Annotated in this window: 17 protein-coding genes and 1 pseudogene; 9 read left to right on the forward strand and 9 right to left on the reverse strand. The window is 60.0% G+C overall.

The window, feature by feature from the left end; all coding sequences use genetic code 11:
* Positions 1-5: 5 nt before the first annotated feature.
* On the reverse strand, positions 6-1,007 hold the full coding sequence (gene xylF / locus QF043_RS10795) for a D-xylose ABC transporter substrate-binding protein (RefSeq protein WP_017136530.1): 1,002 nt from the start codon (positions 1,005-1,007) through the stop codon (positions 6-8).
* 225 nt (positions 1,008-1,232) lie between these two features.
* Positions 1,233-2,549: a xylose isomerase gene (xylA, locus tag QF043_RS10800; protein ID WP_307418456.1), complete on the reverse strand. Its 1,317-nt coding sequence runs from the start codon at positions 2,547-2,549 to the stop codon at positions 1,233-1,235.
* A gap of 139 nt (positions 2,550-2,688) precedes the next feature.
* Here xylA and QF043_RS10805 point away from each other — a divergent pair, with 139 nt between their 5' ends.
* Positions 2,689-3,870 carry a XylR family transcriptional regulator gene (locus QF043_RS10805; protein WP_307418457.1) on the forward strand — a complete coding sequence of 394 codons (1,182 nt, stop codon included), beginning with the start codon at positions 2,689-2,691 and terminating at the stop codon, positions 3,868-3,870.
* Between the two features lie 16 nt (positions 3,871-3,886).
* Here the strand turns inward: QF043_RS10805 and QF043_RS10810 are convergent.
* Positions 3,887-4,021: pseudogene (locus tag QF043_RS10810) on the reverse strand (LysR family transcriptional regulator); the annotation flags it as partial.
* A 253-nt stretch (positions 4,022-4,274) separates the two neighbouring features.
* On the opposite strand from QF043_RS10810, the gene QF043_RS10815 reads away from it, so the two are divergent.
* Positions 4,275-6,983 (forward strand): hypothetical protein, encoded by a 2,709-nt coding sequence (locus tag QF043_RS10815; protein ID WP_307418458.1) that lies wholly within the window; start codon positions 4,275-4,277, stop codon positions 6,981-6,983.
* A 116-nt stretch (positions 6,984-7,099) separates the two neighbouring features.
* Here the strand turns inward: QF043_RS10815 and QF043_RS10820 are convergent, their stop codons facing one another.
* The 4 genes from QF043_RS10820 to QF043_RS10835 form a co-directional block, all read right to left on the reverse strand.
* Positions 7,100-8,365 (reverse strand): carbohydrate porin, encoded by a 1,266-nt coding sequence (locus QF043_RS10820; RefSeq protein ID WP_307418459.1) that lies wholly within the window; start codon positions 8,363-8,365, stop codon positions 7,100-7,102.
* A 71-nt stretch (positions 8,366-8,436) separates the two neighbouring features.
* Complete coding sequence (locus tag QF043_RS10825) at positions 8,437-10,845, reverse strand: glucose/quinate/shikimate family membrane-bound PQQ-dependent dehydrogenase (RefSeq protein WP_307418460.1); 2,409 nt, start codon at positions 10,843-10,845, stop codon at positions 8,437-8,439.
* A 321-nt stretch (positions 10,846-11,166) separates the two neighbouring features.
* A complete protein-coding gene (locus QF043_RS10830; RefSeq protein ID WP_307418461.1) occupies positions 11,167-12,057 on the reverse strand; it encodes a proline iminopeptidase-family hydrolase in 891 nt (296 codons plus the stop codon).
* A gap of 101 nt (positions 12,058-12,158) precedes the next feature.
* A complete protein-coding gene (locus QF043_RS10835) occupies positions 12,159-13,034 on the reverse strand; it encodes a bestrophin family protein (RefSeq protein WP_307418462.1) in 876 nt (291 codons plus the stop codon).
* A gap of 324 nt (positions 13,035-13,358) precedes the next feature.
* Between QF043_RS10835 and QF043_RS10840 the strand changes: the two genes are divergently transcribed.
* Together QF043_RS10840 and QF043_RS10845 are read left to right on the forward strand one after the other, a co-directional pair.
* Positions 13,359-14,249, forward strand: a complete 891-nt coding sequence (locus QF043_RS10840; protein ID WP_307418463.1) for a hypothetical protein — start codon at positions 13,359-13,361, stop codon at positions 14,247-14,249.
* On the forward strand, positions 14,239-15,279 hold the full coding sequence (locus QF043_RS10845) for a GGDEF domain-containing protein (RefSeq protein WP_307418464.1): 1,041 nt from the start codon (positions 14,239-14,241) through the stop codon (positions 15,277-15,279). Before QF043_RS10840 ends, QF043_RS10845 begins: the two co-directional genes overlap by 11 nt.
* Before the next feature lie 53 nt (positions 15,280-15,332).
* On the opposite strand, the gene QF043_RS10850 is transcribed toward QF043_RS10845, so the two are convergent.
* Both QF043_RS10850 and QF043_RS10855 read right to left on the reverse strand, forming a co-directional pair.
* Positions 15,333-16,055, reverse strand: coding sequence for a FadR/GntR family transcriptional regulator (locus QF043_RS10850; protein ID WP_065932152.1), 723 nt, complete (start codon positions 16,053-16,055; stop codon positions 15,333-15,335).
* A gap of 48 nt (positions 16,056-16,103) precedes the next feature.
* Complete coding sequence (locus tag QF043_RS10855; RefSeq protein WP_307418465.1) at positions 16,104-17,840, reverse strand: IlvD/Edd family dehydratase; 1,737 nt, start codon at positions 17,838-17,840, stop codon at positions 16,104-16,106.
* 192 nt (positions 17,841-18,032) lie between these two features.
* Here QF043_RS10855 and QF043_RS10860 point away from each other — a divergent pair, with 192 nt between their 5' ends.
* The 5 genes from QF043_RS10860 to QF043_RS10880 are packed head-to-tail and all read left to right on the forward strand — an operon-like array spanning position 18,033 to position 23,871.
* Positions 18,033-19,355: an MFS transporter gene (locus tag QF043_RS10860; RefSeq protein WP_307418466.1), complete on the forward strand. Its 1,323-nt coding sequence runs from the start codon at positions 18,033-18,035 to the stop codon at positions 19,353-19,355.
* Between the two features lie 15 nt (positions 19,356-19,370).
* Positions 19,371-20,360, forward strand: coding sequence for an AraD1 family protein (araD1, locus tag QF043_RS10865; RefSeq protein ID WP_307418467.1), 990 nt, complete (start codon positions 19,371-19,373; stop codon positions 20,358-20,360).
* A 10-nt stretch (positions 20,361-20,370) separates the two neighbouring features.
* On the forward strand, positions 20,371-21,951 hold the full coding sequence (locus QF043_RS10870) for an aldehyde dehydrogenase (NADP(+)) (RefSeq protein ID WP_307418468.1): 1,581 nt from the start codon (positions 20,371-20,373) through the stop codon (positions 21,949-21,951).
* Between the two features lie 14 nt (positions 21,952-21,965).
* Complete coding sequence (locus tag QF043_RS10875; protein WP_307418469.1) at positions 21,966-22,829, forward strand: SMP-30/gluconolactonase/LRE family protein; 864 nt, start codon at positions 21,966-21,968, stop codon at positions 22,827-22,829.
* Positions 22,830-22,866: 37 nt separating this feature from the next.
* Entirely contained in the window at positions 22,867-23,871 is a 1,005-nt protein-coding gene (locus tag QF043_RS10880) for a substrate-binding domain-containing protein (protein WP_017136516.1), read from the forward strand.
* Positions 23,872-24,955: the final 1,084 nt, after the last annotated feature.

Genomic DNA, 24,955 nt, shown 5'->3' on the forward strand with positions numbered 1-24,955 from the left:
GGCGGTCACTGCCCGGCGATCTGCTCTTTGGTATAGAAACCGTCCTTCTCCAACAGGTCGATATTGGCCTTGGTCAGTGGAGTCGGCGTGAGCAGGATAGTGTCGACTTTTTTGCTGCCATTATCGTATTGCGAGCTGTAGGTGGGTTTTTCGTTGCGCGCCAGCTGCACCGAGAGTTTGGCTGCTTCGGTGGCGATCAGCTTGAGGGGCTTGTACACGGTCATGGTCTGGGTGCCGTCGATCACGCGCTTGACGGCGGCGAGGTCGGCGTCCTGGCCGGAAATCGGCACCTTGCCCGCGAGCTTCTGCGCGGCCAGGGCCTGGATCGCGCCGCCGGCGGTGGCGTCGTTGGAGGCCACAATGGCGTCAATCTTGTTGTCGTTTCGGGTCAGGGCGTTTTCGACGATGCTCAGGGCCTCGGTGGGGTTCCATTCCTTGACCCACTGCTGGCCGACAATCTTGATGTCGCCCTTGTCGATGGCCGGCTGCAGCACCTTCATCTGGCCTTCGCGCAACACCTTGGCGTTGTTGTCGGTGGGCGCGCCGCCGAGCAAAAAGTAATTGCCCTTGGGCGCCGCTTGCAGCACGCCGTTGGCCTGCATCTCACCGACTTTTTCGTTATCGAAGGAGATATACGCGTCAATGTCGGCGTTGAGGATCAGACGGTCATAGGACACCACCTTGATCCCGGCCTTCTTGGCTTCGGCGACGGCGTTGGTCAGCACCGTGGCGTTGAACGGCACGATAACGATCACGTCGACGCCGCGAGAGATAAGGTTTTCGATCTGCGAGATTTGCTTCTGCTCGTTGGCATCGGCCGACTGCACAAACACCTTGGCGTCGAGCTTTTCGGCAGCGGCGACAAAGTAATCGCGGTCGCGGGACCAGCGCTCCAGACGCAGGTCGTCAATCGAGAAGCCGATTTTCGGGTGGGCGGAGTCGGCCATCACCGGCAGGGCGAGCAGAGCCAGGGCAGTGGCGAGCAGGGTACGTTTGAATGCTTTCATGGTGGTGCGTCCTTTTATTGTTGTTGGAAAGACACTGATTTGATGAATGTACCGTACCTGTGGCGAGCGGGCTTGCCCCGCGTTGGGCTGCGAAGCGGCCCTGAAACCAGGCGATGCGGTGTATCTGTTAAAACCGAGTTGCCAGTAACAGGGGCCGCTTCGCGCCCCAACGCGGGGCAAGCCCGCTCGCCACAGAGGTCCGCTCGCCACAAAAGCAGCGGGCGGTCAGGTGTAGATAAACTGGTTGACCACGCCTTCGAGCATCTCCTGACGGCCACTCACAGCCTGCGGGTTCAGCTCATGGGAAAAGGCATGTTCGGCCAGCGATTCCAGGCTGAACTCACCGGCCAAAACCGCCTGGCCCAAGGGCTGCTGCCACCCGGCATAACGCTGGTCCTTGAACTGCTGCAAGCGGTCGTTCTGCACCATGGCCGCCGCACGCTCCAGGGACAGGGCCAGTACATCCATGGCAGCGACATGCCCGTGGAACAGGTCAACCTCATCCAGGCTCTGGCGGCGCACCTTGGAATCAAAATTGTAGCCGCCGTTCTTGAAGCCCCCGGCCTTGAGGATTTCATAGGTGGCCAGGGTCATTTCCTCGACGCTGTTGGGAAACTGGTCAGTGTCCCAGCCGTTCTGCGGGTCGCCACGGTTGGCGTCGATACTGCCGAAAATCCCCAGGGACACGGCGGTGGCAATTTCATGGTGGAAACTGTGCCCGGCCAGGGTGGCGTGGTTGGCCTCGATGTTCACTTTGATCTCGTGTTCCAGGCCGAACTCATGCAGGAAGCCGAACACCGTGGCGCTGTCGTAATCGTACTGGTGCTTGGTCGGCTCCTGGGGCTTGGGTTCGATCAGCAAATCCCCCTTAAAGCCGATCTTGTACTTGTGCTCCACCACCATGCGCATAAAGCGCCCGAGCTGTTCGCGCTCGCGCTTGAGGTCGGTGTTGAGCAGGGTTTCGTAGCCTTCGCGACCGCCCCACAGCACGTAGTTGGCACCCTTGAGGCGTTGGGTGGCGTTCATCGCGCTGAACACTTGAGCGGCCGCGTAGGCGAACACCTCCGGGTCCGGGTTGCTGGCGGCGCCGGCGGCAAAACGCGGGTGGCTGAAGCAGTTGGCGGTGCCCCACAGCAACTGGATGCCGGTCTGTTCCTGATGACGCTCAAGGTGGTCGACCATCTGCGCGAAGTGGTAGCGGTATTCCTTGAGCGAGCTGCCTTCGGGCGCCACATCGGTGTCGTGAAAGCTGTAGTAATCAATGCCCAGTTTGGAGAAAAACTCGAACGCCGCTTCGGCCTTGCTGATGGCCACGTCCATCGGCGCACCGCTGCGCTGCCACGGGCGCTTGAAGGTGCCCATGCCGAACATGTCCGCCCCCGGCCACACAAAGGTGTGCCAGTAGCAGGCAGCCATGCGCAGGTGTTCACGCATGGGCTTGCCGAGGATCAGTTTGTTGGCATCGTAATGACGAAAGGCGAGGGGGGCGTCGCTGCTGGGGCCTTCGAAGCGAACCTTCTCGACACCTTGGAAGTACGGCATGGCGTTTTCCTTATTGTTCTTGGCGGTGCCCCGATACTAGCAACGGCATCGGGACTGCCGATTATGAAAATCACCAAGACGTAGTGCGATTTTGACCAGCCAGGGCTAGTCTGTAGCCACCGGCCCCAGGATAAAAACAATGCAAACCCTACCGCCCGTGCACCGCATCGCCCTGTTGTTCAACGGCAGCAAAATTTACGACCGCGGCATCATTACCGGCATCGGCAATTACCTGAGCAGCACGCGTGTGTCCTGGGACTTGTTCCTGGAGGAAGACTTTTTGTGCCGTTTAAGAGGCATCGAGCGTTGGCAGGGCGACGGCATCATTGCCGACTTCGACGACCCGCTAATCGGCGAGGCGCTGGCCGATATTCATTTGCCGGTGGTGGCGGTGGGTGGCTCCTATCAGGATGCACGCGCCTACCCCAAGGGCATTCCCTATGTGGCCACCGATAACCATGCGCTGATCAAGTTGGCGTACGAACACTTGATCGAGGCGGGGCTGACCCGCTTTGCCTGTTTCAGCCTGCCCGAAGCCCAGGCCAACCGCTGGGCGCAAGAGCGCGAGAAAGCCTTTCGCCGCCTGATGCAACGCGATGGTTTGCAGGTTGAGATTTACCGTGGGCTGGGCACCAGCGCGCCGCTGTGGGACAGCGCGGTGGAGCAGCAGATTGCCTGGCTGCAAGCCTTGCCCAAGCCCATCGGCATCATCGCCGTCACCGACGCCCGCGCCCGGCAATTGCTGCAAGCCTGCCTCACCGCCGGCATCGCGGTGCCGGAAGAAGTGGCGTTGATCGGCATCGACAACGACCCGCTGACCCGCACCCTCACGCGCGTGCCGCTCAGCTCGGTGATCCAGGGCACCGAGACCATGGGCCGCACGGCCGCCGCGCTGTTGCACCAAATGCTGCACGGCAAACCCTGCGCAGGCACGCAGATCCTGGTGCCGCCGGATGCAATCAATGTGCAGGCCTCCAGCTTGCATCAGCCGTTGGGTAATCCGTATGTGATGCAGGCACTGCTGTTTATCCGCCAGTACGCCTGCCAGGGCATCAAGACCGCGCAAGTGGCGGCGTATGTGGGGGTGTCGCGCTCATCCCTGGAGTCGCACTTTCGTAAGGTGCGCGGTTGCAGCGTGCATGACGAGATTCTGCGCTTCAAACTTGCGGCAGCGGCCAAGGGCCTGGAAAACCACACGCAGGCGATTGCCGACATTGCCCAGGAGTGCGGCTTCAAATCGGCGCAGTACCTGCACACGGTGTTTCGGCGAGAGTTTGGCTGTACGCCGCGCGAGTACCAGCACGGTGTGAGTACATCGTAGAGCAATCTGTTTTTAACGCGCCCTTGAGTGTCCAGCCCTTGAGCACTTGCACCAACTTGCCGCTGACCAGCGTCGCCTGTGCGCTGAAATCCGGGAGCCGGGGGATGCCCAGGTGGTTGGGCGCCGAGTTGCGCAGGTCTTCGCTGTTGTAATGCCCATGCCTGGGCTTGATAAACACCAGGTTACAAATGCCGCTGCTGTTGAAGGAACGCATTGACTCGGCTGTACGACTTACGTGGTTACCGGTGTAGGTATTTTGTGTACTTACTGTGCGAAAAAATACACAGGTATACGCCGCCCCCTAACGTGCACGATCTACAAGAAGCGTCCGGTACCTGACCCGGGCGTGTATGGCCAACTGCAGGGGGCTTATCAAGAGCAACAGCCTGAAAACTAAGTCGATCATGAATATACGCCCATCTCTGCTGTCGCAACCTTCCATCCCTGGCCATCCAACACCTGCTGAACACAGTCGTGCGCCTCGGGCAATTCGCGATTCGTCGTCACCAGAAAACAGGGTTGATGACGCGCCGAGCGGTACAGAAGATAAAAAACCGGGTCTTGGACAAAAGCCGATTCAAGCCCCGGCCCCTAATCATGAATTTGATTTCGCCAAGGGGGTGATTTATGGCTCTGTCACCGGTTCCCCGCCTGCGGCGAGCGACAAGCCAGAGGAACTCGTAAAGCAAATCGATGCCTACGCCGGCCGTGTGGTCACGCAAATCAAGCACATAGAAAGTGGTGAGGAAGGCGAAAGCAATATCAGGTTCCAGCAGATTCGTCCGTTCCTGCAGCCTGGCGGCTACTTCAGCGGTGGGCTAATGGCGGCAGGGTACGACCCGCATGAAAAAATCACCGTGACGTTCAGGGCCTACACAAAAGAGTTAAATGGTGCCACTCACAAGACCGATGAGTACACGCGCACCTACTCTGCCTGGGAAATTGCAGCCGGTGCCCTTAAGCATGACCGGCCACCGAGCGGCGGCGTGATTAATCAACAAAGTGTGACCTTCAAACAAGAAGACAAGAACAAAATCAACAATCTGGAACTGATGGGTAAGCACCTCCAGCATCATTGGAAGGACGACATACACAAGCGCATGCACGACAAATCGGGGGCCTTGGCGAAGCGCTCGGGCAAAGCCGATGCCTATGTTGTGCGGGGCGTATTGGACGGTTTGCGTAACGACAAGTCGGCTTACGAAAAGCTTGACCCCGCGGACCGATCGGCGATCGAGCGCACGCTGGATAAGGGCGGCAATGTCATTATTCCAAATATATACGGCTATCCACTGGCCGGGTATGCATTTATCCCGCATGTGAACTATAACGGCCACCATGACCCCAGGCCCAATAAAGGCCTGATGATTGATTTGAAGAGCGGCACGGTCACTAAAATACACGGCGATGAGGATTTTGCCCGTTGGGCAAAGAAAAACCACAAAGAGTTGCAGAGCAGGTTTAACGCCAAGGATAAGCAAGGTGGCCTGGATGCTCATAAGCCCAAGGCGGTCGATGTACTCAATAATTTGATTATCGGTAACTATGCGACCTACCTGGGACGTAAACATGGGATTGCAGAAAGAAATGTGCCGGTATGGGAGACATTTAATTATACGCAGTCGCGAGGCGCTGATCATGCGTTAAAGTTCGGCAACCTTGAGTCCGGTATTGTCGGTGCCTATCAGGCGATGAACCTTAAGAATACAAAAGACGATGACCAGACCCAAGTATTTGGCTCCTCACAGCAGTCCTGGAAGTCTGTGAAAGAGCTTTGGGGAAATACCTTCGGTTACGTGCCCATCGTCGGCACTGCGGGTAATGTGGTGTTTGGCATCCATGATGCCACGCATGGCATGACCGCTAAAGATCGCGTGGACGGTACTGCCGCCGCAGTGATCTCCGGCCTGCAGTTGCTGCACGAACTTGCACTCTCGGCGGCGGGGGCAGGGCTGGATGAGCCGCCCGCAGCCAATGGGTTCTCCTCGTCTAAACATTACAGCTGGCGCTACAGTGCTCAGACCAACGAGTTCGAGTTTGTGCGAACACCCAAGGTTTCGAGTGAGACTGATGCGGCGTCGGCGGTAAACAACCCAGAACCCGCGATTAAAACACCGGTTGCCAACGACAACCTTCCTCAAGTCGTCGGCCCTCGGCAAGCGGGGTCCATCAGTGAGCACGCGGTGCCCAATGGTGAGCAACTGATTAAAAATGCTACACGCAGTGAGAAGGGCGTTTATCAAGTCAAGGATGAAACAGGCGGATTCAACCGATTGTTTATCCGTTATGCCGATGCGACAGGTGTGCCTAAGGTTTACGAGATCATGGGCACCTTCAAGCCGAACGACGAGTATGCGCAGATCATTAATCATAATACGCGTCAGCCGGTAATGACGGTTCACTCTGACGGAAAGGGTGATTGGGCGCGTGTCGCAATCAACGGAGGGGTAAAACCGGATACATCAGAACAAGCATTTACACCCGTTCGCCTGAAGGAACGTATTGCAGGCACGACACTTCAGAGGCCAGCCACGTCTGATCAAATACTGCAACTTGATAAACACGCCAATGGCACCTACAGCTTCAGAACGCAAAACCCGAACAATCCCAAGCCCTTTATGATGGACGGAGCGTACGCATTTGTCGTGCGTGCCGATGAGCCGGACAAAGTGTACATGGGCTCTATGAACAAAGGCCTCACGCCAGAGGGCAAGCCTTACCCCTACAGTGTTCACACTAATCCCGATTTAGTGGACGGGCACTCGGCATTGACCAACGGTCTGCAGTCTATTAAGGGCGGTTCCACCGATGTGCTGTATGCCGGTACTGTTTATATCAAGAACGGGAAGCCGGAGTTTTGGACGAATTCGAGTGGTCATTACCAACCGCCCGCCGAATTACACGAGACCAATCTCAGCCCCGCCGTTAAACAAATACTGCCGGTCGAAAAATTTGTGGAGGACGGCAAGCTGACAGACGAGCAACAAAAGGCCTGGCACGACAGTACGCATATGACTGAGAGTGAAAAGGCGTTTGATGACGAATGGTTTCGCGATGACTTCGCGCATAAAAATAACGAAATCAGCGATAGCGACATCAGCGACGATGATTGAAAGACTTCAGTGATACACATGCACAAACGTCGCTGTTCGACCCTCCCCATGCCGGGCATGAGGAGGGGTTAGTCACGGGATGACGGGCACGGTCAGCGCGCCGTCAACAACACTATTTAGAAGGTCGCTTTCACCTGCAGCCCGAGCACCAGCGCGTTATCGATGTTCTCACCGGAAAACGCCCCCGGCTCGATGATGTATTGCACATCCGGGCGCAGCGTCAGCCACGGCGTGGCCTGGTAGCCATAACTGAGTTCGATCAATTGCTCGGCATTGTTCAGGTTGGGGGAGTCCGTACCGGCATTGAACGCCGCCAACTCTTGCACGTCACGGCTGCGTGGGTTCGGCACCGCACGGCCATAACCCAGGGCGACGGTGTCGCGTGGGCGGCCTTCAAACGGCTTGTACAGCACCACGCCTGCGCCGTACCACTTGCTGAACGGCGAGGCGGCTTGGCTGGCCGCCGAGTATTGGCCGAAGGCGTGCAGCACACGGCCTGCGGATGTGCTGGAAGCCCAGACGGCCTGGTCGATCAGCAGGTAGTGGCCGCCGCGACCGTTGACGTCTTTGTTGCTGCCGATGCGTTTCACATTGGAGCTGTCGTAGTAATACCCCAGCTTGTACTCACCCGGCAGCGTGCCCGCGTGTTTGTACACCAGTTCGATCGGCACCACGGTGCCAGTGGTGTGTTTGGGGTCCAGGCGCCAGGCACGGCTGGAGTTGCCGTTGCTGTCAGGGTCGACATTGAATGCCGCCACACGCAACTGCCAGTTTGGCGAAAAGTCGTATTTCACCCGCGCACCCAGGCGTGCATTCGGGTAGTTGGTCCAACCGCTGCCGCCGGACATGTTCAGCGGGTGCCCGCAGAAACCGGCATTCATGAAGTTGCACAGGATGCCGCTGTCGAGGCCGCCGAGGTCGTTGCCCATCGCCATGTAACCGAGCTTGATGTTCAGCGCGGGCGTGAACAGCGTGCGCTCGTAGCTCAACTCGGTGAGACGGGTGTAGAGGCCGCCGTAGTTTTCCTGGATCGGCAGGCGGTTGCCCACCAGGTCTTCGGAGGCGCTGTTGCCACGCCGGTCGTTGATGGTCAGTTGAATGCGGTCGCCACTGGTCAGGCCGTAGAGCTTGCCGAGGTCGAACTGCACACCGAGCTTGATGTTTTGCGAGTAGCGCGCCGAACGGTGTTGGCCGCCGTCGGCGTTGTAGGCGGTCTCGCCGCTGTAGTCGCCGGTGAAGCGGATGCCTTGCTCGTCGAGTTCACGACGCAGGCCGCCCCAGTCGCCGGTGAGGGTGGTGTCGTCGGCTTGAACGGGCAGGGCGGCAGCAAAGGCCAGGCCCAGCACCAGGCGGCCCAAGGGCATAGGAGAAGTGAGGGTCATGCGCGGACTTCCAAACTGCATGTATAGAAAGGCGCGCGCGGTGCGGGGAGCACCGCGCGAACAGAGGGGCGTTACGGCAGGGCGTAGGCGATGACGTAGTCGCCACGGTCAGTGGACTGACGCGCACCGCCGGCGGTGATAACGATGTATTGCTTGCCGGTTTTAGGCGACACATAGGTCATCGGGCCGCCTTGGCTGCCTACTGGCAGGCGAGCTTTCCAGACTTCATCACCGTTGCCGCTGTTGAAGGCGCGCAGGTAGAAGTCCTGGGTGCCGGCGATAAAGATCAGCCCGCCCTGGGTCGACAAGGTGCCGCCCAACGTCGGCAGGCCGACCTTGATCGGCAGGTGCATGCGGATGCCCAGCGGGCCGGTGTCCTCAACAGTGCCGACCGGCACTTGCCAGGCGATCTGCTGAGTCTTCATGTCAATGGCGGTCAGGGTGCCGAACGGTGGCGCCTGGCACGGAATGCCGGCCACTGACAGGAAGCGGTTTTTGTTCACTGCGTACGGCGTGCCCTTGAGCGGCACGGCGCCCATGCCGGTGTTCAGCGCTTCACCACCGGAGGCGGCCTGGGCCTTGTTCTGCGACGGCACCATCTGGATCCACAGGCCCAGGCGCATGTCATTGACGAAGATAAAACCGTGCACCGGGTCGGTGGAGATACTGCCCCAGTTCATGCCGCCCAAGGAGCCCGGGAAGCTCAGCGACTTGTCAGTCCCCGGCGCGGTGTACAGGCCTTCGTAGCGCATGCCCTTGAAGTCGATGCGGCACAGCAATTGGTCGAACGGCGTGGCGCCCCACATGTCCGATTCGGTCAGCGTCTGCGCACCGATCTGCGGCATGCCCACCGATTTCGGCTGGGTCGGCGAGTAAGGCTCGTTGGGGATGTTGGCGGCTTTGACCGGTACTTCCTTCACGTCGGTCAGCGGCTTGCCGGTGGCGCGGTCGAGCACATAGATCTGCCCGGCCTTGGTGCCGATCACCACCGCCGGTACGGCCTTGTCGCTGCCCGGCGGGGTGAAGTCGATCAGGCTCGGCTGCATCGGCAGGTCGAAGTCCCACAGGTCATTGTGGACGGTCTGGTACACCCATTTTTCTGCGCCGGTGGAGGCGTCCAGCGCCAGCACCGAAGCGCCGTATTTGTGGTTCAGTTGGGTCCGTTCAACGCCGTAGATGTCGGTGGACGAGCTGCCCATCGGCAGGAAAACCGTGTTCATCAGCGGGTCATAAGACATCGGTGCCCAGCTGTTCGGCGTGCTGCGCACGTAGGTGCTGCCGGCTGCCGGGGCTTGCTTGTCTTCGGGGTTGCCCGGGTCGAAGGCCCAGCGCATCTGGCCGCTGATCACGTCGAAGCCGCGGATCACACCGCCGGGCATATCGGTTTGCACGTTATCCGCCACGCGGCCGCCGACCACCACGGTGGTGCCGGCGATCAAGGGCGCCGAGGAGAGCTGGTAGTAGCTGTCGGGTACATTGCCCAGGCCGGCCTTGAGGTCCACCTGGCCGTGGGTGCCGAAGTCTTCGCAGAACTTGCCGGTGTCGGCATCCACCGCGATCAGGCGCGCATCAATGGTGTTGGTCAGCAAGCGGCGCTGGCATTGCGCGCCGGCTGGGACGCTGGCAGCAATGATCGGCGAGCTGTTTGGCTGGGTGGGCTGGGCAATCGGCGCGGTGGCATCGAAATACGCCATGCCACGGCAACGCTGCCAGACCGCCGACTTGGCGTTGACTTCGTTCTTCCACAGCTCTTTGCCGGTGTCGGTGTCCAGGGCGATCAGGTTGTTGTGCGGCGTGCAGATAAACACTTTGTTGCCGATCTGCAGGGGCGTCAGTTGGTCTTCGGCGCCGTTGCCGTCGCTGATGGCCACGTCGCCGGTGTGGTAGGTCCACGCCACTTTGAGCTTATTGACGGTGTCGCGGTTGATCTGGTCCAGCGCCGCAAAACGGCTGCCACCTTCGGTGTTGCCGTAATGCGCCCAATCTTTCTGCGCATCGGCGGCGGCCACTGGCGTGACGCCAGGGCCTTTGCCGGTGGGCGCAACGCTTGGGTGCGCAACGAACATATTGCCCGCCGCTACCGCCACGCCGACTGCCAGCACGGCGGCAACGCCATAGGCGCCGCGCGCCGGTCGGCCGGCCAGCAGCGGATACACCAGTGCCACCACCAGGCCGATCACGGCAAACATGAACAACCGCGAGAACAGCGGCCAGTACACCAGGCCTACATCCGCAATTGCCCATACGGCCGTGCCGACCAGGAACGCGGCGAACAGCCAGGCACCGGCTGGCTTGCGTCGTGCGATCAACAAGCCGGAAACGGCCATGGCCACACCACCGACCAGGAAGTACCAGGAACCGCCCAGGCTGACCAGCTTGGCGCCGCCCACAGCCAGCGCTACGCCGAGCAGGGCGATAACCACGCCCAGGCCCAGCAGGAGAAATCTAGAGGCGCCAGCGGCGCGCGATGCTCTTTTCATGTCGATAGGACTCGAAGGTGAGAGGGCAAAGACGCGATTTTAGCAATATAAGTAACCAGTTAGTACATTGTGCTGCGTAATAGTCTTTTACAAATGCGGTCACAACAGCAAAGCCCGGTTCGCAGGGCATCGATGCAAAGTCAAAGCCTGTCTACCTGATGCAATGCGGTCTAACTGTGGGAGCGGGCTTGCTCGCGAAGGCGGTGTATCAGTTACAGATGAAGTGACAGACCCACCGTATTCGCGAGCAAGCCCGCTCCCACATAAACCCCGTTCCACATGGGGTTTATGTGGGAGCGCCAGCCACGAAGCTCACATTGGCTATGACTCCACGTGCGCCAAAAACGCCCCCACACACGCCATGCACGCCTCACGCTCTTCAACATGGGGCATATGGCTCGACTGCTCAAAAATCTGCCAGCGCACGTCGCGGATGCCATCGGCAAATGGCTGCAGTGTGGCGGGGGTGGCTTCATCAAAGCGCCCGGAGATCAACAGCGTCGGCACCTGGATGCGTGGCAGGCGCTCGATGATGCTCCAGTGGCGCAGGCTGCCGATCACATGGAATTCGGTGGGGCCATTCATAGTGTGATAGACGGTCGGGTCGTCTTCGATGGCGGCATTGGTGCGCAGCACTTCGGCGGGCTCCGGCTGGAGGCGGCAGACGTGGCGGGCGTAATACACATCCGAGGCCGCGCGGTACTCGGCGCTGTCGGTGGTGCCGGCCGCCTCATGGCGCAGCAGGGTGGCTTGCACCTCGGCGGGCAGTGCCTGGCGCAGTTCATTCGCGGCTGCGCACCACAAGTCCATGGAGGCGGGCGAATTGGCGATGATCAATGCCTTTAAGCCGGTGGGTTGGCGTACCGCGTGTTCAGCACCGAGCATGCCGCCCCAGGACTGGCCCAGCAGCGCGTAATCACGGATGTGCAAATGCTCGATCAGGTTGTTCAACTCGGCCAGAAACAACGCTACGTTCCAGAAATCAGCGGATGCTTCGCGCAGATGCGTGGAGCGGCCATTACCGAGTTGGTCATAGTGCACCACCGCGCGCCCCGTATCGGCCAGGTCCTTGAAACTGTCGACGTAGTCATGGGTGCAGCCGGGGCCGCCGTGGGCGATGATCAGGGGCAGGCGCCCGGACTTCAAGTCGCCGGTGACCCGGAACCATGTCCGGTAGCCACGGAAATCGGCATAACCTTCGTGAACCTGCATGCGGTGTACCTCCTTGGATAGATGGGCTACAGGCTAGTCAAAACCGCGCGTCAGGGGCACTGGTAAAAATGATAGGTTCTTGAATTAAAAGCACCTTGAGCTTAAGCCAGCGCATCACGCTGCATCGACTGCAAGTTCTTCTCGATGGTTTCGCAGATGGTTTCCATCTGGATCTGGTGTTCGCTGGAATGAAACGGGCTCTGCAGGTCGGTGCCGATGCGTTCGATCGCCAGCAGCATAAAGCCCACCACGGTCGAGGCCAGCGGGGTGAACCAGCCCAGGGATTCCACCAGGCCCACCGGCACGATCAGGCAGAACAGCGAGATAAACAGCCGCGGGAAATACACGTAAGGGTAGGGCAGCGGCGTATTGGCGATACGCTCCATGCCGCCTTGGGCATTGGACAGGTCCACCAGTGTCGACTCCAGCCGCGCCAGGCGAATACTGTCCAGGTGCCCGGCCTTGTATTCGCGGGCCAACAACGTCGCTGAACCGGTGAGGATGTCATTGGCAAAGTTGTTGGTGGCGCCATTGCGCGCAAACTCTTCGGCGGGGATAAACGCACGCACTTCATCCGGGCACGGCCGGCCCTTGAGGTGCGCCGCCAGGCAATTCACATAAGCCACATGGCGGCGCAACAGGGTGGCCTTGACCGGGTTTACCTCGCCCTCGGGGTCCTCCAACAGTGTCAGCACCTGGCGGGCGAAACTGCGCGAGTTATTCACCATCGCGCCCCACAACGTGCGTGCTTCCCACCAGCGGTTATAGGCGCTGCTGTTACGAAAGCTGATCAACACCACCAGCGCCGAACCCAGCAGGGTCAGCGGCATCAGCGGCAAGTTGATCTTGGTGGTCAGGAACAACATGAAATCGACCGTGACGGCCACATCCCACAACAACAGCCAGAACAAGGCCCAACCTACATAGCCCATGGTTTTGATAATCAGGCGGTACTTTTTGATGATGGCGGCTTTCAAACGAGGACCTCACAGCGAGCGATGGGCAATAAACACCCTAGCTCGGACGCCCGCAGGCGGTGAAAGGTTCGCGGTCATATTTCTGACGCCATTTATTGGCGCTGCTGCACCTGCAATCTTTGCACTGCTATTCCAAGCAAGTGCAACGCTTGCGCGTTAGCAAATAGCCTGGGAAGTGCAGTTGGAACAACTTTGGTAATGATGCTGTGCCGCACGGCAATCACTGTACATTGGCCTCAAAGGCAAAGCGCCATCAAGGACCGTTTTACGACGTGATTTGTTTTGGGACCTGACTACGTGAACTTCGTAGTCTAGATCAGTGGGATGAAGTTGGTTGATCAGGGCTCTTTCATGCGCGTCAGTTCGTTAACGTTGGATATTGGTAATACTGCACAAGCGCTTGAACGTCATGAGGACTTTGAATCTTGTATTCGGGCGCATTATCAGGTGCTTCTAGGCCCTTACTCGAAACGCCCGTTTTTCTACAAAAGTGCAATGAAATACAGCCGATTGATGGTCTCTTTTGCACTTTTCAGCGAGTACTTTTCCAAACCGACAGCCTTGCTTTGCGAGGTGAAAGCGTTCTGTGTGGCACGTGGGTATTGCTCAAGAAACAGCCTGGAGTCGATCTTCCTGCTGTTTCGCGCGCTGGGCTTCATGGTGGTCGACGCGCACCCGGAGGACAGCCGTTTCAGGGTGTATGCACCCTCGGACGAAGCCTGTCGGGAAGTGCGGTTGATGCTGACGTCGATTACCGACTCGCTGGCGCTGATGTGCCCTGAAAAAGACCTTTTTCGCACAATGCGCGAGATGGATGACCGCAGTTTTCTAGCCCTTTACTTCAAAGGCTTCGCTCAGATCCTGGCGGACGAAATGACCGTTGATGTGTTGCTGCCCGACTGTTATTGGCTGGTGAAAAAAGATGCAGGACATTTGTTGATGCTGGCGATTTATAACGATGCCTTTTCACCGGAAAACGAGCGCATGACCTTCAAATCGTCCTCTTATCTTGCGCTCGCCCAGCAGCTGTCGGTATCGAAAACCCATATTATTCGAATGGTCCGCGAGGGCGTCGAGAAGGGCTATTTCAAAGTGCATGCGAAAAAACAGCTGGAAGTGCTGCCGGCTTTTGTTGGCCTGGTAAGACGGTTTATGGCGTTTTCATTTGCGGTTGGCCTGCACGCGGTTGAAAGAGGGAAAAGGGATGCCTGCTAACTTGAAGTTAAGGCCACGGATGCGCCGGTTACTGTCGCCAGCGGTCACCCAGGCCGAGTTAATCGGGATTATTGCCTGGCTCGGGGTGTTGTTGATTCATCCGGACCTGCAGCTGGATATATATCTGGTGGCGATCAGTCTGTGCCTGATGGCGGTGTGTCGACTGCACCACATGACTCCCCACTTTTACCTGTGGCGTGCGCTCGGGGTTGTGTATGTCGTGCTGCTGTCCGTGGGGTTTGCCTATGTCATCAGCGCGCATGGGGAGTTGCGCCTGTTTGGCTTGCCGCTGGCAGTTATCCTGGTGATCAGCAGCGCCATCCTGTTTATCAGTGTGCAGGATTATCTGGTCTGCGCCACGTTGGTCTGGTTGATTTTATGGCCGTGCATCCAGGCGGACATTTACGGCGATGCCCAGGTCTATCTGTATATTTTTTGCGTCGCGTCGGTGGCCATCGGTTTTATTCTGAGTTTTTCCTATTTGAAGAACTTGCGCTCGGTGTTGCTGGTAGAAAGCGAGTTTCGCGAGCTGGCAGAGACGGACTACCTGACCTCCATTCTCAACCGGCGCGCCTTCATGCAAGGCTTTGACGCGCTGATCGCCAGTGGCCACAGCGGCTATTTCATGATGTTGGATATCGACAGTTTCAAACTCAAGAATGACCGGTATGGCCACGATGTGGGCGACAGCATTCTTTGCGCCATGGCCACCTGCCTGAAAACCGCCAAGGGCAGCCACAGTTTCGGCAGGATCGGCGGCGAAGAGTTCGGCGTGCTGTTGTTGGGCGACGACCCGGCTGTCGCCTGCGCGTTCGCACGGGATTTGTTGCAGGCTATCCGGCGCAGTGTGGCGGCGCCGCACAACTACACGTGCAGCGCGGGAATGGCGCGGTTTTCGGCGGGGGACGAGATGTCGGCGGTGCTTAAGGACGCTGATCGCAACCTGTATGGCGCCAAGCAAAATGGCAAGGACCGGGCTTATCTGGAGGGCAGGCCGATTAATCCGCACGGGTGTGCAGTCGCCCAATGAGTGCTCAGCGCGGCCGGTTCCTCGAACTGACCCTCTGAGCGTAGACGATCAATTTACAGCGGCGTGAGCACGTTCATCACCGTGTCCAGCGCCACCCGCGTGTCATCCAGTTGCACCAGCGAGGCGTGCCGGGCGCCGAGGGCGTCACGGTTCTGGATGGCGGTGAGGATCGCTTTGTGGCGGGGCAGGCTCAGGCCCTGTATGTCGGGGCGGCGGTTGGTGATGTTGATCGATTCGCGCAGCGGCAACGACAGCATGTTGCACATGTAGGCGAGCAAATCGTTGCGGGTCGCATCGGCGATGGCGCGGTGGAAATCCAGGTCGGCCTGCAGCAGGTCGTCGTGCGTCTTGGCGGTTTCCATGCCCAGGTAAGCGTGTTCGATGGTGGCGATGTCTTCAGCCGTGGCCGTGGTCGCCGCCATGGCGGCGATTTCCGGTTCGAGGATGCGTCGCACGCCGGCCAGGGTGTTGAAAAATTCGCTGTGGGGCGTGGACTGCATCAGCCAGGACAGCACATCCGGGTCAAGCAAATGCCATTTCACCCGTGGACGCACCACCGCGCCCACCCGTGGCTTGGAATACACCAGGCCCTTGGCGCTGAGCACGCGGGTCGCCTCACGCAACACCGAGCGGCTGACCTGGTATTCCTCGCACAGCGTGGCTTCCATGGGCAGGCGTTCTTCGGGCTTGAAGCGCCCGGAAACGATGTGCATGCCCAAGTCCTGAACGATCTGGGCATGCTGGCTCTTGCGCGGCTTGGGCGGCTGGTGATCCATAACGACGGGGAGGCTCTGGCTTAGGTTCGCGGCATCATAGCATCCCAATTAGTGGGAATGCCGGGGGACTTCAGCGCCACGGCAGCCCACCAGGAAGTCGAAGTCGCAGCCTTGATCGGCCTGCAGCACGTGGTCGATATACAGCTGGCGGTAGCCGCCGACGATCAGGTTTTGCGGTGGCGCCAGGTCAGCCATGCGCGCCGCCAGTTCGGCGTCGGAGATATCCAGGTGCAACCGGCCGTTGGCGCAGTCGAGCTCGATCCAGTCACCTTCCTGTACCGTGGCCAGCGGCCCCCCGGCGGCGGCTTCCGGCGCCACGTGCAGCACCACCGTGCCGTAGGCGGTGCCGCTCATGCGTGCATCGGAAATCCGCACCATGTCGGTCACGCCCTGGGCCAGCAGCTTGGCGGGCAGGCCCATGTTGCCGACTTCGGCCATGCCCGGGTAACCCTTGGGCCCACAGTTTTTCATGACCAGAATCGAGTTGGCATCCACGTCCAGCTCCGGGTCATTGATGCGTGCCTTGTACATGTCGAAGTTCTCGAACACCACCGCGCGGCCACGGTGCTGCATCAACTCGGGGCTGGCGGCGGACGGCTTGAGCACAGCGCCGAGCGGCGCCAGGTTGCCGCGCAATACGCAAATACCGCCGTCGGCACGGATCGGGTTGTCGAGGGTGCGGATCACCTCGTCCTGGCCGTAGATCGGCGAGCCCTGGGTGTTCTCGCCCAACGACTTGCCATTGACCGTCAGGGCATTCGGGTGCGGGATCAGGTTGGCTTCGCCCAGGCGCCGCAGCACGGCCGGCAGGCCGCCGGCATAGTAGAACTCTTCCATCAGGAAACGGCCTGACGGCTGCAGGTCGACGATGGTCGGCACACCACGGCCCATGCGGGTCCAATCGTCGAGGTCGAGCTCGACACCGATACGCCCGGCGATGGCTTTAAGGTGGATCACCGCGTTGGTCGAACCGCCGATGGCCGCATTCACCCGGATCGCGTTTTCAAACGCCTCCTTGGTGAGGATTTTCGACAACTTCAAATCTTCACGCACCATCTCGACCGCGCGCATGCCGGACATATGCGCCAGCACATAGCGCCGCGCATCCACCGCCGGAATCGCTGCGTTGTGGGGCAGGGAAGTGCCGAGTGCTTCGGCCATGCAGGCCATGGTCGATGCAGTGCCCATGGTGTTGCAGGTGCCCGCCGAGCGCGACATGCCGCCTTCAGCCGCAAGGAAATCGTCAAGGGTGATGGTGCCGGCCTTGACCTGTTCGCTCAGTTGCCACACCACCGTGCCCGAGCCGATGTCCTGGCCCTTGTGCTTGCCATTGAGCATCGGCCCGCCGGTGACCACGATGGCCGGCACGTCACAACTGGCCGCGCCCATCAGCAGCGCCGGGGTGGTTTTGTCGCAGCCGGTCAGCAGCACCACGCCGTCGATGGGGTTGCCGCGAATGGCTTCCTCGACATCCATGCTCGCCAGGTTGCGGGTGAGCATGGCGGTGGGGCGCAGGTTGGATTCGCCATTGGAGAACACCGGGAATTCCACCGGGAAACCACCGGCTTCGATCACACCGCGTTTGACGTGCTCGGCGATCTGGCGGAAATGCGCGTTGCACGGGGTCAGTTCCGACCAAGTGTTGCAGATGCCAATGATCGGTTTGCCATGGAACTGATGGTCGGCAATGCCCTGGTTCTTCATCCAGCTGCGGTACATGAAACCGTTCTTGTCGGCGGTACCAAACCACTGGGCGGAGCGGAGGGCGGGCTTTTTATCAGGCATGATCGACTCTCTTATTGTATGACTATATGTTCTATATAGGCTTAAACATAAGCGCAAAATCGCAGCTTTGGAAGTGTTGTTTTGCAAATAGTCATACTATATAGTCCTGCTTAATTGAGGTGTGACCCTGGCGGATTTTCGCGAGAGGCAGCCCCCGAGCTTCTATAAAAACAACAATCGGAGATCGACCCCATGAGCCAGGAATTGCGGCTTGTTCGGCGTATCACGCTGAAACTGATTCCCTTCCTGATCCTGCTGTACCTGATCGCCTACGTGGACCGCTCCGCGGTGGGGTTTGCCAAGCTGCACATGGGCGCCGACGTCGGCATCGGCGACGCTGCCTATGGCCTGGGGGCAGGGTTGTTCTTTATTGGCTACTTCCTGTTTGAGATCCCCAGCAACCTGATGCTCGACCGCTTCGGTGCGCGGCGCTGGTTTGCACGGATCATGCTCACCTGGGGCGCCATCACCATTGGCATGGCCTTTGTGCAGGGGCCGCACAGCTTTTATGTGATGCGCTTTTTGCTCGGCGCGGCCGAAGCCGGGTTCTTTCCGGGCGTGCTGTACTACATCACCCAATGGTTCCCGGTGCGCCATCGCGGCAAGATCCTGGGGCTGTTCATTCTCTCCCAGCCGATTGCCATGATGATCACCGGGCCGGTGTCCGGCGGCCTGCTGGGCATGGACGGCATCCTCGGGCTGCACGGCTGGCAATGGCTGTTTATCGTGATCGGCACACCGGCGTTGCTGCTGACCTGGCCGGTGCTGCGCTTTCTGCCGGACGGCCCCAAGCAGGTCACATGGATGAGCGAAGACGAGAAAACCTGGCTTACGGGTGAGTTGGCCAAAGACCTGCAAGCCTACGGTCAGACGCGCCACGGCAACCCGCTGCATGCCCTCAAGGACAAGCGCGTGTTGCTGCTGGCGCTGTTCTACCTGCCGGTGACCTTGAGCATCTATGGCCTGGGCCTGTGGTTGCCGACCCTGATCAAACAGTTCGGCGGCACTGACCTGGTGACCGGCTTCATCTCGGCCGTGCCCTACATTTTCGGCATCATCGGGCTGTTGATCATCCCGCGCAGTTCCGACCGCTTGAACGATCGTTATGGCCACCTTGCCGTGCTCTATGTGCTCGGCGCCATCGGCTTGTTTTGCAGTGCCTGGCTGAGCGTGCCGGTGCTGCAAATGGCGGCGCTGTGCCTGGCGGCATTTGCCTTGTTTTCCTGCACGGCGGTGTTCTGGACCTTGCCGGGGCGGTTTTTTGCCGGTGCCAGTGCGGCGGCGGGCATTGCCTTGATTAACTCGGTGGGCAACCTGGGCGGCTATATCGGCCCGTTCGTGATCGGCGCGCTCAAGGAATACACCGGCAACCTGGCTTCGGGCCTGTATTTTTTGGCTGGCGTCATGGTGTTCGGGCTGGTCTTGACCGCTGTGGTGTACCGCGTGCTGGAGCGCAAGCATGTGCTGCCCGCCGACCAGTTTGCTGCCAGCGCCCGAGGCGCCACACGTACTTAATCCTGGAGAAGTTTGATGCGTTTAGTTCAGTTCGAATTGCGTAACGGTGAGCGTCGTGTCGGCGTGGTGCAAGGCAACACACTGCGCGAAGTGCACACCGCACGCAGCGTGCGCGAATTGGCGCTGGCCGCCATCGACGCCGGTGTGGGCCTGGCGCAACAGGTCGACAGCCTGGGCCTGGGCGACAGTCATGACTACGCCGCGCTGTTGGCGGACCTCAAAGTCCTGCCGCCGCTGGACCATCCCGACCCGGCGCACATGCTGATCAGCGGCACTGGCCTGACGCACCTGGGCAGCGCCTCGGCCCGCGATAAAATGCATCAGGCCGGTGACGACAGCGCCTTGACCGACACCATGCGTATCTTCAAATGGGGCGTGGAGGGCGGCAAGCCACCGGCCGGCCAAGCCGGCGTGCAACCGGAATGGTTCTATAAGGGCGATGGCCGTATTGTCGTGCGCCCAGGCCAGGCGTTCCCGGTGCCGCCCTTTGCCGAAGACGCCGGTGAAGAGCCGGAAATCGGCGGGCTGTACGTGATCGGCCGAGACAGCAAGCCCTATCGCCTGGGGTATGCGGTGGGCAACGAGTTCTCCGACCACGTCATGGAACGCAAGAATTACCTGTACCTGGCCCATTCCAAGTTGCGCAGTTGCAGCTATGGCCCGGAGTTGCGCGTGGGTGAGTTGCCTCAGCACTTGGCCGGCACCAGCCGCATTCTTCGAGACGGCCAGGTGCTATGGGCAAGCGAATTTCTCAGTGGCGAGGCGAACATGTGCCACAGCCTGGAAAACCTCGAGTATCACCATTTCAAATACAGCCAGTTCCTGACCCCGGGCGACGTGCACATTCATTTCTTCGGCACCGCCACCCTGTCATTCGCCGACGGTATACGTACCCAGCCGGGGGATGTGTTCGAGATCAGCCAGGCCGAGTTCGGCGCACCGCTGGTCAATCGGGTCGGCAGCGCCGAAGCGGCGTTCGAACCTGGCACTGTCATCAGCCTTTAAGGAGATCAGCATGAATCCGTTACTCGGCCATAACTACATCGGCGGCCAGCGCAGCGCCCAGGGCAGCATCACCCTGAAAAGCGTCGATGCCAGCACCGGCGAGGCCTTGCCTCAGGACTTCTATCAGGCCACGCCCGCCGAGGTGGATGCCGCCGCCAAGGCCGCCGCTGCCGCGTATCCCGCGTACCGGGCATTGAGTGCCTCGCGTCGCGCGCAGTTTTTGGAGGCGGTGGCCGATGAGCTGGACGCGCTGGGGGATGATTTTATCCAGTTGGTGTGCCGCGAAACGGCATTGCCTGCAGCGCGCATCAAAGGCGAGCGTGGGCGCACCAGCGGCCAGATGCGCCTGTTCGCCACGGTGCTGCGTCGCGGTGACTTTTATGGCGCGCGCATCGACAGAGCCTTGCCCGACCGCCAACCCCTGCCGCGCCCGGACCTGCGCCAATACCGCATCGGCCTCGGCCCGGTGGCGGTGTTTGGTGCCAGCAACTTCCCGCTGGCGTTTTCCACCGCCGGCGGTGACACCGCCGCCGCGCTGGCGGCCGGCTGCCCCGTGGTGTTCAAGGCCCACAGCGGGCATATGGCGACGGCCGAGCGAGTGGCCGATGCAATCATTCGGGCGGCCGAGGCCACCGAGATGCCGGCGGGCGTGTTCAACATGATCTTCGGTGGCGGCGTCGGTGAGGCGCTGGTCAAGCACCCGGCGATCCTGGCTGTAGGTTTTACCGGCTCGCTCAAGGGCGGCCGTGCCCTGTGTGATATGGCGGCGGCACGCCCGCAGCCGATCCCGGTGTTTGCCGAGATGTCGAGCATCAACCCGGTGATCGTGCTGCCCCAGGCTTTGCACGCCAGGGCCGAGACCATCGCCCGCGACCTCACTGCCTCGGTGGTGCAAGGCTGTGGCCAGTTCTGCACCAACCCTGGCCTGGTGATGGGTATTGCCTCGCCACAGTTCACTGCGTTTACCCAGCAGGTGGCGCAACTGATCGGTGAACAGCCTCCGCAAACCATGCTCAATACCGGCACGCTGGGCAGTTATGGCAAAGGCTTGGAAAAACTCTTGGCGCACCCTGGCATCCAACACCTGGCGGGCAGTGCTCAAGTGGGCAGTCAGGCGCAGCCGCAGCTGTTCAAGGCCGACGTGCGTTTGCTGATCGACGGTGATGAGGTGTTGCAGGAAGAGGTGTTCGGCCCTGCCACGGTGTTTGTCGAGGTCGCCGATCAGGCCCAGCTCAACGCCGCCTTGCACGGCCTGCATGGTCAGCTCACTGCGACGCTCATTGCTGAACCGGCCGACCTGCAACAGTTCACTGAACTGACGTCGCTGCTGGAACAGAAAGTCGGGCGCATCCTGCTCAACGGCTACCCGACCGGCGTGGAGGTTTGTGATTCGATGGTTCACGGCGGCCCGTACCCGGCCACTTCCGATGCCCGTGGCACCTCGGTCGGCACCCTGGCCATCGACCGTTTCCTGCGCCCGGTGTGCTTGCAGAATTACCCTGATAGCCTGCTGCCCGACGCGTTGAAAAACGCCAACCCGTTGCGCATCCAGCGGCTGGTGGATGGCACGCCATCGCGCGACCCGCTGTAACACCAGGAGGTTTTATGTCGTGTACCGCAGTCACTGCGCACCGTGCGCAGTTGGGGGAGGGCCCGTTCTGGGACGTGCCGACCCAGGCGCTGTATTGGGTGAATATCGCCGGCAAACAGGCGCTGCGCCTGATGGGCGGGCAGTTGCAGATCTGGCAGTTGCCCGAGCATGTCTCGGCCTTTATACCCTGTGAAAGTGGCGGTGCGCTGGTCACGCTGAGCAGCGGCGTGTACCGGCTGAACCTGGAAACCCAAGCCCTCACGCTGCTGTGCGTGGCCGACCCGCAACCGGGTAACCGTGGCAATGAAGCGCGCTGCGATGCCCAGGGCCGCCTGTGGTTGGGCACCATGCAGAACAACATTGGTGAGCAGGGCGAAGACCTGCCGATTACGCGGCGTTCCGGCGGCCTGTTTCGGATCGATGCCAGTGCGCACGTCACGCCGCTGCTACAAGGGTTGGGCATTCCCAACACCTTGGTGTGGAGCGATGACGGCGCGCAGGTGCATTTTGGCGACAGCCTGGACGGTACTTTGTACCGGCATTCGGTCAAGCCGGAGGGTCAGCTCGAGCCTGCCCAGGTCTGGTTCGGCCCGCATGAGCGTGGCGGCCCGGACGGCTCGGCGATGGACGCAGACGGCTATATCTGGAACGCCCGTTGGGATGGCAGTTGCCTGCTGCGCCTGACGCCCGCGGGTGAAGTCGACCGCATTATCGAGTTGCCCGTCAGCCGCCCCACCAGTTGCGTGTTCGGTGGCCCCAACCTCACTACCCTCTACATCACCAGCGCCGCCAGCCCACTCAATCACCCGCTGGATGGTGCGGTGCTGGCCATCGAGGTCGATGTGCCGGGCACCCCCTGTCACCGCTTTGCCGGATAAACCCAAGACCTGAAAACAATAACAAGGAGTCACCCGTATGAATCGTCGTCGAGGTATGCGTTCCCTGTGCTGCGCCGCTGTGGCGGTGTCGGCCCTGAGCTTGGGCGGTCTGTTGCAGGCCGCTGAAGCAGTGAAGATTGGCTTTTTGGTCAAGCAGGCAGAGGAGCCGTGGTTTCAGACCGAATGGGCGTTTGCCGAAAAAGCCGGCAAGGAGCATGGTTTTACCGTGATCAAGATCGCCGTGCCCGATGGCGAGAAAACCCTCTCGGCCATCGACAGCCTGGCGGCCAACGGCGCCAAGGGCTTTGTGATCTGCCCGCCGGATGTGTCGCTGGGCCCGGCCATCGTTGCCAAGGCCAAGGCTAACGGCCTGAAAGTAATTGCGGTGGATGACCGTTTCGTTGATGCCAAGGGCAACTTCATGGAGGACGTGCCTTACTTGGGCATGGCCGCGTTTGAAGTCGGCCAGAAGCAGGGCGCGGCGATGGCGGCTGAGGCGAAAAAACGCGGTTGGGACTGGAAGGATACCTATGCGGTGATCAACACCTTTAACGAGCTCGATACGGGTAAAAAACGCACTGACGGTTCGGTCAAATCCCTGGAAGATGCTGGCTTTCCCAAAGACCACATCCTGTTCACCGCTGCCAAGACCCTCGATGTACCGGGCAGTATGGACGCCACCAACTCGGCGCTGGTCAAGCTGCCCAGCGGTGCCAAGAACCTGATTATCGGCGGTATGAACGACAACACGGTGCTTGGTGGCGTGCGCGCTACCGAAACGGCCGGTTTTGCTGCGGCCAATGTGATTGGTATCGGCATCAATGGTACGGATGCCATTGGCGAACTGAAAAAGGCTGACAGTGGTTTTTTCGGTTCGATGCTGCCTAGTCCGCATATCGAGGGCTACAACACTGCGTTGATGATGTATGAGTGGGTCACCAAAGGTACTGAGCCGCCCAAGTACACGGCGATGGACGAGGTGACGCTGATTACGCGGGAGAACTTCAAGCAAGAGCTGACGAAGATTGGGTTGTGGCAGTGAGGTAGGCTTGGCAGGGGGGTGGATCAGACGGAGTACATATCCGTTGCTGCGGTCACGGCGGCTTATGGTTCCGCTCTTACAGCGGGTCACTTTTGGCAAACGCCCCAAAAGTAACCAAAAGGTCTTCGCCCCACCACTCGGCACCTCGCCTAGGCTCGGTGTGCCCTCACTCCGGCTTGAATCCGTGGGCCGCCGCGATGGGCCATCCTTGGCCCAGCGCGGCTAACCCGGCGTCCTGCCGGGTTACCCACGGATTCAAGCCTGCGTTCGGCCATCGTGGTTGACGGGGCGCCTCAGATCAAAATCAAGATCAAAAGCAGAGCACGGCGGCCTGAAAGCCGACCTGAGTGGTTGAAGCAAAAGCCAGATCAAGTGCAAAGCAAAAGCCTCTCTACCTGATGCAACACAGTCTAAATGTGGGAGCGGGCTTGCTCGCGAATGCGGTGTGCCAGTCAATTCATCTGTAACTGACCCACCGCATTCGCGAGCAAGCCCGCTCCCACAGTTGACCGCATGCAGTTTTGAATATGAGGTCGACTGCGGATTTGCATGCACTGAAGAACTGCTTTTCTGTGGGAGCTGGCTTGCCTGCGATGCAGACACCTCGGTGTGTCAGGTACACAGAGTTGATGCCATCGCAGGCAAGCCAGCTCCCACCTTTGACCGAGTATGGCTCTGCTGTTGCTGTTGCTGTTGCTGTTGCTGTTGCTGTTGCTGTTGCTGTTGCTGTTGCTGTTGCTGTTGCTGTTGCTCTGGCCCTTACATCCTTTTCGATGACGAAGTCAGCGGTCTTTTGATCTGCGCTTTTGATCTTGATCTTGATCTGAAATCGCCCCGTCAAACACGATGGCCGGAATTCGACAGTGATTTGGGGGGTAAACCGGCAGGGATGCCGGTTTAGCCGCCCCGCGCCATGGATGGCGCGTGGCGGCGGCCCCCCAAATCACTGTCGGATTGCGGGCATGCCGAGCCACAGCGAGGCACCGAGTGTTGGGGCGAGGACCTTTTGGTTACTTTTGCGTCCTTGCAAAAGTGACCCGCTGTAAGAGCGGAACCATAAGCCGCCGTGACCGCAGCAACGGAT

The sequence above is a fragment of the Pseudomonas sp. W3I7 genome (assembly GCF_030816095.1).
GTDB lineage: Bacteria > Pseudomonadota > Gammaproteobacteria > Pseudomonadales > Pseudomonadaceae > Aquipseudomonas > Aquipseudomonas salomonii.